Annotated in this window: 13 protein-coding genes; 5 read left to right on the top strand and 8 right to left on the bottom strand. The window is 72.1% G+C overall.

Annotated elements, in window-relative coordinates; translation table 11 throughout:
* The first annotated feature begins 14 nt into the window (after positions 1 to 14).
* Genes ACIBG6_RS27695 through ACIBG6_RS27685 form a run of 3 tightly spaced genes read left to right on the top strand, consistent with a single transcriptional unit; the run spans position 15 to position 2,498 of the window.
* Positions 15 to 809, top strand: a complete 795-nt coding sequence (locus tag ACIBG6_RS27695; RefSeq protein ID WP_399225330.1) for an ABC transporter ATP-binding protein — start codon at positions 15 to 17, stop codon at positions 807 to 809.
* Positions 796 to 1,698: an ABC transporter permease gene (locus tag ACIBG6_RS27690; RefSeq protein ID WP_399225329.1), complete on the top strand. Its 903-nt coding sequence runs from the start codon at positions 796 to 798 to the stop codon at positions 1,696 to 1,698. Before ACIBG6_RS27695 ends, ACIBG6_RS27690 begins: the two co-directional genes overlap by 14 nt.
* Before the next feature lie 8 nt (positions 1,699 to 1,706).
* Positions 1,707 to 2,498 (top strand): sirohydrochlorin chelatase, encoded by a 792-nt coding sequence (locus tag ACIBG6_RS27685; RefSeq protein ID WP_399225328.1) that lies wholly within the window; start codon positions 1,707 to 1,709, stop codon positions 2,496 to 2,498.
* A 9-nt stretch (positions 2,499 to 2,507) separates the two neighbouring features.
* Here ACIBG6_RS27685 and ACIBG6_RS27680 read toward each other — a convergent pair whose 3' ends face one another.
* The 5 genes from ACIBG6_RS27680 to ACIBG6_RS27660 all read right to left on the bottom strand — a co-directional run bounded on the left by ACIBG6_RS27680 (position 2,508) and on the right by ACIBG6_RS27660 (position 6,985).
* Positions 2,508 to 3,140 carry a DsbA family protein gene (locus tag ACIBG6_RS27680; protein WP_399225327.1) on the bottom strand — a complete coding sequence of 211 codons (633 nt, stop codon included), beginning with the start codon at positions 3,138 to 3,140 and terminating at the stop codon, positions 2,508 to 2,510.
* Between the two features lie 74 nt (positions 3,141 to 3,214).
* Positions 3,215 to 3,769 (bottom strand): DUF1697 domain-containing protein, encoded by a 555-nt coding sequence (locus ACIBG6_RS27675; RefSeq protein ID WP_399225326.1) that lies wholly within the window; start codon positions 3,767 to 3,769, stop codon positions 3,215 to 3,217.
* Between the two features lie 140 nt (positions 3,770 to 3,909).
* Positions 3,910 to 5,205 (bottom strand): ABC transporter substrate-binding protein, encoded by a 1,296-nt coding sequence (locus ACIBG6_RS27670; RefSeq protein ID WP_399225325.1) that lies wholly within the window; start codon positions 5,203 to 5,205, stop codon positions 3,910 to 3,912.
* Positions 5,205 to 6,044: a carbohydrate ABC transporter permease gene (locus ACIBG6_RS27665; RefSeq protein ID WP_399225324.1), complete on the bottom strand. Its 840-nt coding sequence runs from the start codon at positions 6,042 to 6,044 to the stop codon at positions 5,205 to 5,207. The genes ACIBG6_RS27670 and ACIBG6_RS27665 overlap by 1 nt, the downstream gene beginning before the upstream one ends.
* The gene (locus ACIBG6_RS27660) at positions 6,041 to 6,985 is read right to left on the bottom strand and encodes a carbohydrate ABC transporter permease (RefSeq protein WP_399225323.1); all 945 of its coding nucleotides are present in this window, start codon (positions 6,983 to 6,985) and stop codon (positions 6,041 to 6,043) included. Before ACIBG6_RS27660 ends, ACIBG6_RS27665 begins: the two co-directional genes overlap by 4 nt.
* Before the next feature lie 145 nt (positions 6,986 to 7,130).
* Between ACIBG6_RS27660 and ACIBG6_RS27655 the strand changes: the two genes are divergently transcribed.
* A complete protein-coding gene (locus ACIBG6_RS27655) occupies positions 7,131 to 7,988 on the top strand; it encodes a phosphotransferase enzyme family protein (RefSeq protein ID WP_399225322.1) in 858 nt (285 codons plus the stop codon).
* Between the two features lie 56 nt (positions 7,989 to 8,044).
* Positions 8,045 to 8,875 (top strand): alpha/beta fold hydrolase, encoded by an 831-nt coding sequence (locus ACIBG6_RS27650; RefSeq protein ID WP_399225321.1) that lies wholly within the window; start codon positions 8,045 to 8,047, stop codon positions 8,873 to 8,875.
* A 13-nt stretch (positions 8,876 to 8,888) separates the two neighbouring features.
* On the opposite strand, the gene ACIBG6_RS27645 is transcribed toward ACIBG6_RS27650, so the two are convergent.
* The 3 genes from ACIBG6_RS27645 to ACIBG6_RS27635 form a co-directional block, all read right to left on the bottom strand.
* Positions 8,889 to 9,614: a 3'-5' exonuclease gene (locus tag ACIBG6_RS27645; protein WP_399225320.1), complete on the bottom strand. Its 726-nt coding sequence runs from the start codon at positions 9,612 to 9,614 to the stop codon at positions 8,889 to 8,891.
* An 88-nt stretch (positions 9,615 to 9,702) separates the two neighbouring features.
* Complete coding sequence (locus ACIBG6_RS27640) at positions 9,703 to 11,007, bottom strand: SAV2148 family HEPN domain-containing protein (RefSeq protein ID WP_399225319.1); 1,305 nt, start codon at positions 11,005 to 11,007, stop codon at positions 9,703 to 9,705.
* 110 nt (positions 11,008 to 11,117) lie between these two features.
* Positions 11,118 to 12,449, bottom strand: a complete 1,332-nt coding sequence (locus ACIBG6_RS27635; protein WP_399225318.1) for a copper amine oxidase — start codon at positions 12,447 to 12,449, stop codon at positions 11,118 to 11,120.
* Between the last annotated feature and the right edge of the window lie 32 nt (positions 12,450 to 12,481).

Below are 12,481 nucleotides of genomic sequence, written 5' to 3'. Positions count from 1 at the left end.
AGGAGGTGACGACCATGGCCACGACCGCGACGCTCGCCAAGGCCGAGGACCGTGCGGCGGTGACCCATGCCGCCCGTATCGAGCATGTCTCCAAGTCCTTCGGCGGTCCCGCCGGCGGACAGCTCGTCCTCGACGACATCTCGCTCGACGTCGCCCCCGGCGAGTTCGTCACCCTCCTGGGCGCCTCGGGCTGCGGCAAGTCCACGCTGCTCAACCTGGTCGCCGGGCTCGACCGGCCGTCCGCGGGGTCCATCGAGACCCCCGGCGGCCGGCCGGCCCTGATGTTCCAGGAGCACGCCCTCTTCCCGTGGCTCACCGCGGGCAAGAACATCGAACTGGCCCTGCGGCTGCGCGGGGTACCCAAGACCGAGCGGCGTCCGGAGGCCGAACGGCTGCTCGACCTCGTCCGGCTCGGCGGCTCGTACGGCAAGCGGGTCCACGAGCTGTCCGGCGGCATGCGCCAGCGGGTCGCGCTGGCGCGCGCGCTCGCCCAGGACAGCGACCTGCTCCTGATGGACGAGCCGTTCGCCGCGCTCGACGCCATCACCCGGGACGTGCTGCACGACGAGCTGACCCGGATCTGGCGGGAGACGAAGGTGTCGGTGCTCTTCGTCACCCACAACGTCCGCGAGGCCGTGCGGCTGGCCGAGCGCGTCGTCCTCCTCTCGTCCCGGCCGGGCCGGATCGCCCACGAGTGGACGATCGACATTCCTCAGCCGCGCCGCATCGAGGACTCCGACGTCGCGGAGCTGTCCCTCGAGATCACCGAGCACCTGCGTGGGGAGATCCGCCGTCATGGCCAGCACTGACACCACTCCAAAGACGCCGAAGACACAGAAGGCCGACGACATCGCCGGCCTGGAGGCCGGCCTGGACGCCCTGGACAGCGTGCAGATCCGGCGGACCCCGGTCCGTGAGGTCCTGCTCAAGAAGGTGTTCCCGCCGGTCCTCGCCGTCGCGCTGATCCTGGTCGTGTGGCAGCTGCTGGTCTGGGGGAAGGTCACCGACGAGTACAAGCTCCCCGCCCCGTCCGCGGTGTGGGACAGCCTGACCACCATGTGGCTGGAGGGCACGCTCCTCGAAGTCCTGTGGACCAGCGTGTCCCGGGCCCTGCTCGGCTTCCTCATGGCGCTCGCCATCGGCACCCCGCTGGGTCTGCTGGTCTCCCGGGTGCGGTTCGTGCGCGCGGCGATCGGCCCGATCCTCTCCGGTCTCCAGTCGCTGCCCTCGGTGGCCTGGGTGGCCCCGGCCGTGCTCTGGCTCGGCCTGAACGACAGCATGATGTTCGCGGTGATCCTGCTCGGCGCCGTCCCGTCGATCGCCAACGGCCTCGTCGCGGGCGTCGACCAGGTCCCGCCGCTGTACCTGCGGGCCGGCCAGACGCTCGGCGCGTCGGGGCTCAAGGGCGCCTGGTTCATCGTGATGCCCGCCGCGCTGCCGGGCTACCTCGCCGGGCTCAAGCAGGGCTGGGCGTTCTCGTGGCGTTCGCTGATGGCCGCCGAGATCATCGCCTCCTCCCCCGAGCTCGGGCTCGGCCTCGGCCAGCTCCTGGAGAACGGCCGCAACAACATCGACATGGCCGGCATCTTCCTGGCGATCATCCTGATCCTGGTCGTCGGCATCGCCATCGACCTGCTGATCTTCAGCCCGCTGGAGCGTGCGGTGCTGCGCCGCCGCGGCCTGCTCACGAAGGGCTGAGCCGCACCGTGTACAGGCCATCCCTCCCGTCGCCCACCACCCTTGCAGGGAAGCGCTACGCGCCTGTCCTTTTCGTCATCGCCCACGGCAGCCGCGACCCGCGGCACGCGGCGACCGTCCAGGCGCTCGTGCGCCGGGCCGGCGCGCTGCGGCCGGGGCTGCGCGTGGAGACGGCGTTCCTGGACTTCAACCTGCCGTCGGTGACGGGGGTCCTCGACCGGCTCGCCGCCGACGGGGTACGGGACGTGGTGGCGCTACCGCTGCTGCTCACCCGGGCCTTCCACGCGAAGGCCGACATCCCCGCCGTCCTGCGGCAGGCGCCCCGCTCCCTGCGGATCCGGCAGGCGGAGGTCCTCGGACCGTCGCCGCTGCTGATCGCGGCGGTGGAACGGCGGCTGTACGAGGCCGGGCTCACGCCCGGCGACAAGAGCTCGACCGGGGTCGTCCTGGCCTCGGCGGGCTCCACGGACCCGGAGGCGATCGCGGTGATCGCAGAAACGGCGCGGGAGCTGCGGCGCACCGGTTGGTGCTCCGTGCGGCCCGCGTTCGCCTCCGCATCTCTCCCCCGTACGGAGGAAGCCGTCCGGGCCCTCCGTACCGACCCGGGCGTCCGGCGGGTGGCCGTCGCCCCGTACGTGATCGCCCCGGGCAGGCTCCCGGACCGGATCGCCGCCGGCGCGGCCGAAGCGGACGTCCTGGCGGACGTCCTCGGCCCCTCCCCCGAACTGGCCGCCCTCCTGGTGGAGCGCTACGACGGCGCGGTGCGGGCGTCGGAGCGTGTGGCCGCGGCCGTCGGCTAGCCGAACTCGTCAGTCGAAGTCGAGACCGCCCGCGCGGGTCCTCTTCAGTTCGAAGAGGTCGGGGTGGGCGGCCAGGGCGCGGACGTGGTCGAAGAGTTCGGCGGCCTTCTCGCCGCGCGGGATCGCGCGGAGGACCGGGCCGAACCAGACCGTGCCGTCGACGTGGATCGTCGGCGTACCGACGTACGCGTCAGCGGCGGGGTCCTTGCCCGCGTCGTGGCTGCGGCGGACGGCGTCGTCGTGGGCCGGGTCGTGGGCGGCCGCGGCGAGTGCGGCGGGGAGGCCGAGTTCGGTGAGGGATTCGGCGACGACCGTGTCGAAGTCCCTTTGCTTCTTCTCGTGGATGCGGATCCCGTACGCGGTGTAGAGCGGGCGCAGGATCTCCTCGCCGTGCTGCTCGGCGGCGGCCGCCGCGACGCGCACCGGGCCGATCGAGGCGTCGACGAGCTCGCGGTACCAGTCGGGCAGGGTGTTGCCCTCGTTGTGGAAGTACAGGCTCATGACCTTGAAGCGGAGGTCGACGGGCCGGTGGCGTTCGACCTCCAGCATCCAGCGGGAGGTGATCCAGGCGAAGGGGCAGGCGGGGTCGAAGTAGACGTCGACGGTGGTGCGGGGCTCGGTGGCGGTCGCGGTGCTCGTCATGTGTCCGAATCTAGCCAGCGGGTGGCCCGTCACCCTGGGCCAATCCGCAGTGGGCGGAGTGGGCCACTCGGCGCTCAGGCCTCGTGGGTCATCTCGACGAGCTTGACCACCGTGTTCCAGTTCCGGGCCGTGGCCACGAGCCCCTTGACGACGGCGGGGCGGGAGACGACGTCCCCCAGCTTCGACCGGCCGAGGCCCTCGGGGACGTAGAGGTAGAGCACGCGGTCGCCGAGGGCGAAGTCCTCCGGCAGGTACGTCTCCCGGTCGATCGCGGCGAAGCGTCCGGGCTCGACGGGGCCGGAGTAGTAGATGGCGTGGAGCTGCTTGCCCTCGAGCTCGGCGGCCGGGAAGGGGCAGGCCTCGACGACGGCCGCGAGGTAGTCGCCGTCGCGGACGAGGCAGTCGACACGGAAGCCGAAGCGGCGCTCGATCGCGTCCTCCAGCTCGGCGGTGAGTTCGTCCTCGGAGGCGGGCGAGTCCGTGGTGAAGACGGCGTTCCCGCTCTGGAGGTACGTGCGGACGTCCCGGTGGCCGAGGCCTTCGAGGACGGAACGGAGCTCCGCCATGGGGACCTTGCGGTGTCCGCTCACGTTGATGCCGCGCAGCAGGGCCGCGTATGTCGTCGCCATGGGTTCACCTTAGGCGGCCACCGCGCCTCGTGGGGGGCGGCACGGTGGCCGGTTCGAACACTCTCCGATGGGAGCGATCCGGGAGAAGACCCTTCACCCATCTGTGACTTATTCAACAAGGTTTCGTAATGACGAATCCATCATTTGCGGTAATAGCGGGCGAGGACCCGGTTGCCGTCCTCCACCAGCCGTCGACGCAGCTCGGCGGCGTCGATGGCTCCGCTGTAGTACTCCTGGAAGGCCGGGGTCGCCACCTTGTCCTTCCATTCCGGATATCCGCGCACGGCCTGCGCGGGGGCGGGCCGAAGCCGCTCGGCGACCTCGGCACCGGTCGCCCAGCCGTCCCGGGCGGTGTGCAGGGAGGGGTCGGCGAGCGCGGCCGTGCCGGTGGGCAGCATCCAGTCGCCGCGGGCGAGCCGCACCATGCTCTCCGGCCGCAGGAAGAAGTCGAGGAACTCCATCGCCTCCTTCTTGTACGGGCTGTCCTCGGCGATCGACAGGGTCTGCGGGGAGACGCCCTGGGCGAGGCCCTCGCTTCCGGCGGGGGCGGGCAGCACCGTCCACTCGAAGCCCTTGGGGGCCTGCTGGGCGATCTGCTGCCGGTAGGCGAAGCCCAGCGGGACCATGGCGTACTTGCCGGCGAAGAAGCCGGGCAGGGTGTCGGAGCCGCCGCTGCCGAGCGTGGTGCGCGGGGCGGTGCGGTCGACGACGACCTGGTCGTGGATGGTGCCGGTGACGACGGCGTCGGCCTCGGTGAAGTCGACGGTGATCCGGCTGTCCGCGCCCCGGTGGAAGAGGCTGCCGCCGGCCGAGACGCCGAGGTTGAGGCTGACGGAGACGGGCTCCTTGAGCGGCCAGGCGACCGCGTACCGGTCGGGTCCCATGAAGGTGGTGAGGTCCCGGGCGATCTGCCGGAACTCGGTCCAGGTCCAGGGCTTCTCGGGGGTGGGGACGCGGACGCCGGAGGACTCCAGGATCTTCCGGTTGGCGATGATCACGCGGGGTTCCTGGAGGAAGGGGACTCCGTAGATCCCGTCGCCGAAGGTGGTGGTCCGCCAGCTGCGGGCGGGGATGTCGGCGCGCAGCCGCTCGGACAGCAGCGGGCGCAGATCGGCGAGGTCGCCGCCGTGGGCGAAGTCGCCGAGGTCGTCGGCGGCGTCGTGGATGATGTCGGGCGCCTCGCCGCCCTCGAAGGAGGTGAGGAGCTGGTCGTGGACGGAGTCCCAGCTGCCCTGGACGTAGTCGACCTGGACGTCGGGGTGGGCGGCGTTCCACTCCGCGACGAGCTGCTTGTTGGCGTCGACGGACTCCTTCTGCCAGGCCAGGGACTGGAAGCGGAGTCGTACGACGCCGTCGTCATGGCGCTCGTCGCCGCCGGCGCAGCCGGTGAGGAGGAGGGCGAGCGCGGCGGTGAGGGTGACGAGCCGTCGTCCCATCACTTCACCGCCCCGGCCAGCATGCCTCCGGCGATCCGGCGTTGGAGGACCGCGAAGACGACGAGCGAGGGGAGGGTGGCGAGGAAGGCCGCGGCGGCCAACGGGCCGAGGTCGGCGACGCCCTCGGCGCCGAGGAAGTGGGTGAGGACGACCGGCAGGGTCTGCTTCTCGGGGGTCTTGAGCAGGACGAGCGCGAAGAAGAACTCGTTCCAGGCGGTGACGAAGGCGAAGAGGGCGGTGGCGACGATGCCGGGGACGAGCAGCGGGGCGGTGACGGAGACGAGGGTGCGGAGCCGGCCGGCGCCGTCGACGGCCGCGGCCTCCTCCAGTTCGGCCGGGACGGCCTTCACGTACCCCATGAGCATCCAGAGGGCGAAGGGCAGCGACCACACCACGTAGACCATGACGAGGCCGAGGACGCTGTTGATCAGGTGCAGGTTCTTGAGGATCAGGAAGAGCGGGATGATCACCAGGACGAAGGGGAAGGCCTGGCTGATCACGACCCAGCCGGTGGCCGCCGTGGCGAGCCGGCCCCGATGGCGGGCGGTCACGTAGGCGAGCGGGGTGGCGACGACGACCGCGATCAGGGCCGCGGCGAGCGCGGCGAACAGGCTGTTACCGGCCGCCCTGAGCAGCGGCTGCTCGGCGAAGGCCTGCCGGAAGTTGGCGAGGGTCGGCTGCTCCGGGATCCAGGTGGGGTGGAGCGAGGCCAGCTCGGGGGCGGGCTTGAAGGCGGTGGAGATCAGCCAGAGGAAGGGGAAGGCGAGGAAGACCAGGTAGGCGAGGAGGGCGAGGTACTGGCCGATCCGCGCGGGTCTGCTCGTCCGGAGGGCGCTCACCGGTCCTGGTCCCCTTTCAGCCGGCGTACGAGGGAGAGGGCGATCAGCACCGAGACGGCGGCGACCATCACGCAGCCCATCGCGGCGGCGTAGCCGAACTGGCCGTAACGGAAGGCCTCCTCGTAGGCGAAGAGCATGGGGAGCCGGGTCCGGCCGCCCGGTCCGCCGTTGGTCAGGACGTAGACCAGGGCGAAGGAGTTGAAGTTCCAGATGAGGTTGAGCGCGGTGATGGCGAGGGCCACGGGTCTCAGCGCGGGCCAGGTGACGGTGCGGAAGCGGCGCCAGGCGCCGGCGCCGTCGAGGGCGGCGGCCTCGTGGAGTTCGCGCGGCGTGTTCTGGAGTCCGGCGAGGAGGGCGACGGTGGTCTGCGGCATGCCGGCCCAGACGCCGACGACGATGACGGCGGGAAGAGCGGTGGCGAGTCCGGAGAGCCAGTCCTGGCCCTGGCCGAGGCCGAGGTCGCGGAGGGTCTCGTTGAGGATGCCCGCGTCGGGGTTGTAGACGAGCCGCCACATGATGCCGACGACGACCTCGGGCATCGCCCAGGGGACGATCGCGAGCGCCCGCGCCAGCCAGCGGAAGCGGAGCTTCTGGTTGAGCAGGAGGGCGAGGCCGAGGGCCAGGAGGAACTGAGGGACGGTCACCCCGACGGCCCAGACCAGGCCGATGCGGAAGGAGTCCCAGAAGAGGGTGTCGTGGAGCAGGTCCTGGAAGTTGAGGGTGCCCACCCAGCGGGTGGCCTGGCTGCGGCCGGACTGGGCGTCGGTGAAGGCGAGCGCGATCCCGTAGAGCAGCGGGCCGACGCTGAGGACGAGGATCGGCAGGAGCGCCGGGAGCACCAGGAACCAGGCGCCGAAGTCGGGCCCCCGGGGGCGTGACGGGCGGACGGTCCGCGGTGTCCGCGTCCCGCCCGGCCGCTTCGTCGCGGTCGCCGAGCTCATCGATCCGACCCCCGTCTGCCGGTGCCGCGCCGGTGGGAACCCCGTCATGGTGCTGACGGGTCGTGAGGCCGTCAAGACGGCCTGCGCGGCGGCTCAGGGGGTGGATGCGAGACTTTGGCTCAAACGCACAGGTAGGGAGAGGTCGATGGACGAGGCGCGGGCGAGGGAGATCCTGGCCGCGGCGGGGCTGCCGGTAGCGGAGGCGCGGCTGCTCGCGCTCGGGGAGAACGCGGTCTTCGCCGTGGGCGACCTGGCGGTGAAGGTCGGCAGGGACGCCGAGGTGTTCGAGCGGGCCGAGCGGGAGGTGGCGCTGTCCGGCTGGCTCGCCGAGGCGGGGGTCCCGGCTCCGCGGGCCGCCGAGGAGAAGCCGCGGCTCGTCGACGGGCACCCGGTCTCCTTCTGGCACCGGCTGCCCGATCCGGTCCGGCCCGCCGAGCCCCGCGATCTGGCCCCGCTGCTGCGGGCCGTGCACGCCCTGCCCGAGCCGCGGGGCTTCACGCTTCCGCGGCGTGAGCTGCTCGGCGGCGTCGAGCGGTGGCTGCGGCTCGCGGGCGAGGCGATCGACCCGGCGGACGCGGACTTCCTCCGGGAGCGGCGCGACGCCTTCGCCCCGGCGGCCGCCGCACTCGCCCCGCGTCTGACGCCGGGCCCGATCCACGGCGACGCCCTCCCGCGGAACGTGCTCGTCGGCCCGGACGGCCCGGTCCTGATGGACCTGGAGACGTTCTCCTCCGATCTGCGCGAGCACGACCTCGTGGTGCTCGCCCTCTCCCGGGACCGCTACGGCCTGGACCCGGCGGCCTACGACGCCTTCACCGAGGCGTACGGCTGGGACGTCCGGGAGTGGGAGGGGTGCGCCGTGCTGCGGGGCGCGCGGGAGACCGCGAGCTGCGCGTGGGTGGCCCAGCACGCGCCGGCGAACCCGAAGGCACTGGCCGAATTCGAGCGGCGGGTGCGCTCGCTGCGGGACGGCGACCCGGAGGTCCGCTGGTACCCGTTCTGACATCATGTCCGGGCCGGGCGACCGGCCCGGATCCCTTTGCCGAACGGGGTGTTGCGATGCGTGTGGAACTGTCCGAGGTGACGCTCGACGTCCAGGTGAGCGGCGAGGGCCCGGCCGTCCTCCTGGTGCACGGCTTCCCCGACAGCCATGACCTCTGGCGCCATCAGGTCCCGGCGCTGACCGCGGCCGGCTTCTCCTGCGTCGCTCCCACCCTGCGGGGCTTCGGCGCCTCGGACCGGCCCGAGGGCGGCCCGGAGGCGTACCACCTGGGCAAGCACGTCCGCGACCTCGTCGAACTGCTCGCCCGGCTGGAGCTCGACCGGGTCCATCTGGTCGGCCACGACTGGGGCTCGGGCATCGCCCAGGCGCTCGCGCAGGTCGCGCCGGACCGGGTGCGGAGCCTGAGCCTGCTGTCGGTGGGGCATCTGGGTGCGATCCGGGCGGCGGGCTGGGAGCAGCGGCAGCTGTCCTGGTACATGGTGCTGTTCCAGCTGGCCGGGGTGGCCGAGGACTGGCTCGCGCGGGACGACTACGCCAACTTCCGGGAGATGCTCGGTGAGCACCCGGACGCGGAGACCGTCCTCGAACCGCTGCGCGCGCCGGGCGCGCTGACGGCCGCGCTGAACATCTACCGCGCGGGCCTGCCGCCCGAGGTCCTGTTCGGCCCCGACCCTGTACTACCGCCGCTGGCGGAGTCGATCCCGGTGATGGGCGTCTGGTCGAAGGGCGACCGCTTCCTCACCGAGCGCTCGATGTCGGGCACGAGCGAGTACGTCGCCGGGCCGTGGCGCTACGAGCGCGTGGAGGAGGCGGGTCACTGGCTCCAGCTGGACCAGCCGGAGAAGGTGAACGAGCTGCTGCTCTCCTTCTTCAAGGAGAACTCCTAGCCGAGGAGGACTTCTAGCCGGCCGTCACGACCACCGGGCGCAGGGGCCAGGTGGACTCGATGACCGCTTCCGTCTCGCCCTTGCGGCGCAGGAAGGCCTGGAAGTCCTCGGCCCAGACGCGGTACCAGGCGATCTGGCGCTCGTGGAGCTCGGCCGGGTCCAGCTCGGCGACCTGGCGGTGCCGCTCGGCTATCGCGACGGCGACGCGGACGGCGGCGAGTGCGTCGGCCGCGGCCTGGTGGGCGGCTTCGAGGACGACGCCGTACTCGCCGCAGACGGCTTCCAGGGTCCGCTTGCCGCGCCGGTAGCGGTCGACGGCCCGGTCGATGGTGTACGGGTCGACGACCGGGCCGATGTCGACGCCGCCGAGCCGCTCGCTCAGCGAGGGCAGCCCGTGGCGGCGCAGCTCGGCGGAGAGGAGCGTGAGGTCGAACGAGGCGTTGTACGCGACGATCGGGACGCCGTCCTCCCAGTACGCCGCGAGGGTCCTCGCGATCTCGTCGGCGACCTCGCGCACCGGCCGGCCCTCGGCCGCCGCGCGCTCGGTGCTGATTCCGTGGATCGCGGAAGCCTGCTCCGGGATGCGGATGCCCGGGTCGGCGAGCCAGTCCTGTCGTCGTACGACGTCTCCCCCGCCGTCGACTTCGATGATCGAGGCCGTGACGATACGGGCCTCCAGCGGATCGGTGCCGGTCGTCTCCAGGTCGAAGCCGACCAGCGTGTCGCCGTGCCAGGCCATCGGGTCCTCCTTACGTGATCTCCCCCGTGGTGGTGACCACCCTCGCACGCACCACTGACAACGCCCCTGGGCGGTGCTCGACGACCGGTCAGGAGACCGGCCGGGAGTCGAGCCACACCGACTCGAATTCCTCCCGATATGTCTCGAATAGTCCGTGTTCGCCGTCGCCGCCCCGCTGGCCGTGGCGCACCACGCTCCGGCCGCCGCCGCGCAGGACCAGGACCGGGGCCTCCATGCCGCGGGCCTTGCGCAGATAGGACTGCACGACGCCCACCCCGTCAGGGCCGTCGCCGTCCACCAGGTACGCGGTGAAGCGGGGCGTCTCGTCGAAGACGTGGATCTGGAAGGCCCCCGGGTCGCGCAGTTTCGACCGCACCCGGCGCATGTGCAGGATGTTCATCTCGACCGAGCGGCTGAGCTCGCCCTTCTTGAGGCCGAGTTCCCGCTCGCGCCGCTTGACGGCGCTGCTCGCCGGGTTGAGGAAGAGCAGCCGCGTCCGGCAGCCGGACTCGGCGAGCCGGACCATGCGGCGCCCGGAGAAGTTCTGCACGAGCAGATTCAGGCCTATGCCGGTGGCGTCGAGCCGGCGGGCCCCGCCGAAGAGGTCCTCCGCGGGCAGCTGGCGCTGGAGGCGGACCCGGTCGGGATGGACGGAGACCACGTCCGCGTACCGGTCGCCGACGAGGTCCTCGACCGCGTCCACGGGCAGCCGGTCGGCGGACGGCACCCCGGCCCCGCTGCCGAGGATCTCCAGGAGCCGCGCCGACGCCCGCTCGGACTGGGCGAGCACGGTCAGCGAGAGCGCCCGGTTGCGGGAGACGACATTGCGCGTGACCTCCAGCTCGTCCAGGGCCAGTTCGACCTCGCGCCGGTCGTCGAAGTAGGGCTCGAAGCAGGGCCAGTGCTGCACCATCAGCTCGCGCAGCTGCGGCAGCGTGAGGAAGCTCAGCACGTTGTCGTCGGCCGGGTCGAGCAGATAGCCCTTGCGGCGCGACACCTCGCGCACGGCGACGGCCCGCTGCACCCACTCCTGGCCGGCGGGACCGGCCGCGGCCACGACCCACTCCTCGCCGTGCACGGGTTCGTACACGGGCCGCAGGACGGCCGCGACCACGGCCCGCAGCCGCTGCTCGACCAGGTTCAGCCAGATGTAGGCGCGCCCGGCGCGCTGCGCGCGGGTGCGCACCTCGCCCCAGGCCTCGGCGCCCCAGTCGAGTTCCGCCCCGATCTCCACCGGCCGGGCGACGGAGACCGTACCGGGCGGGACGACCGTCCCCGGCGGGACCGCCGCGCCGGGCGGGACGACCGCTCCGGGCGGCGCCTCGGCGGGGCCGGCCGGGCCCCCCTCGCGACCCGCGTCGCCTGGGGGCAGCTCCAGACCTCCCGAGCTCACCCGCGCACCGCCTTCTGCTCCTGGAAGCCCGTTTCGACCAATCCGACAACGATCAAGGAAGGGTACTCCGCGAGCGGGAGGCGGTGCAGCAGGATCGCCAGGCTGCTTGCTCAACTCCCCAGATCGGGCTGCCCGTTCTGCGAGGCGAGATCGGACGGAGTGAGCGGATTCATAGCGGTTACGTCCCGGGGCGCGAGCTGGAAGCCCTGCCAGTGGACCGGCATCGGCTGCTGGTCCTCGTCCCGGGCGACGTGGTGGAACCCGATGTTGACCCACACGGACGGTTTGGTCAGAGTCTCACCGTTGACCCATTTGTCCACGCTGTCCCCGGCGTTGGTCCCGCAGTTCCCGATGTTGTTGCTCGCGAACTGCTCGCATGCCCGTGACTGGGTGAAGTACACGTCGTGCTTGGTGAAGCCGCGGCCGGCGTGGGTGTTCGTGTGGCCGGGCACGATCTCGTACGAGCGGGCGTGGCCGTCGGCGTTCTTGCCGGTGCCGCTGACCACCCGCCACCAGCGCATGTTCTTCGCGTCGCCCGCGAGCTCCTTGGTGACGACGGTGCGCTTCGTCTTCACGGTCGGTCCGCCGCCGTTGGCGGGCGGCGCGGTGACGGTGGAGTCGAACTGCTCGACGCGGTCCTTGGTGGAGCCGTCGAGGCCGAAGTCGAGCTTCCAGAAGACGTTGTGGGCGTGGCTGGTGGCGTAGGCGCGGGCGCCCTTGCCGATGGGCCAGCCGCGGCCGTCGGTGGCGTTGTAGTCGACGGGCGAAAGGCTGCCGGTGGCCCCGACGTTGGCGCCGATGGTGCCGTCGGCGGAGAAGCGCCACTCGGAGATGTACTCGTACCAGCCGACCTTGTTCACGGTGTAGACGAGCAGGTCCTTGCCCTGCACCTGGTACACCTGGCCGCCGGCGCCGTCGGCGGCCATGCGGTACGCGTGGCCGCGCGCCCTGGTCGTGGTGCACAGGCCCTTGACCTGGCCGACCTCGGGCACCTTGATGGTGGAGATGGTGCCGCCGGGGCACTCGGCGGGCTTGAGGTTCTGCAGGCCCCAGCCGAAGCCGGCGCCGGTGAGGTCGTCGTACTCGGCGGCGCCGTCGTCGTACGGCACGTGGATCTGGGCGAGCCGGGCGCTGGTGAGGACCTTGATGGGCGCGCCGCCGGGCGGCTGGTAGGTGACGCGGTCGAGCGTGAGTCCGGCGTCGGTGTTGTAACGCCAGCACATGTTCCAGACGGCCCCGCCTTCGAGCTTCTGCGTGATGCGGTACGCGGCCGAGCAGACGGGCTGGACCGGCGGGCGCGGTGCGGACGTCGGCAGCGGCGGGGACGGCGGGCGGGGCGCGGCGGTCGCGGGTCCCGCGGCGGCCGAAGCGGTGCCGAGCAGGACGGCCGCGGTCAGGACGGCGCCCCTCCGGCGGGTGCGCGTGGTGCGCTGGGTGGACATGGGAACGTACTCCCTCGTACGGAGATGTCTGG

The organism is Streptomyces sp. NPDC050842, assembly GCF_044456565.1.
Taxonomy (GTDB): domain Bacteria; phylum Actinomycetota; class Actinomycetes; order Streptomycetales; family Streptomycetaceae; genus Streptomyces.
The sequence above is the reverse complement of the archived record's forward strand: the minus strand, read 5'-3'. Positions and strand labels throughout refer to the sequence as shown.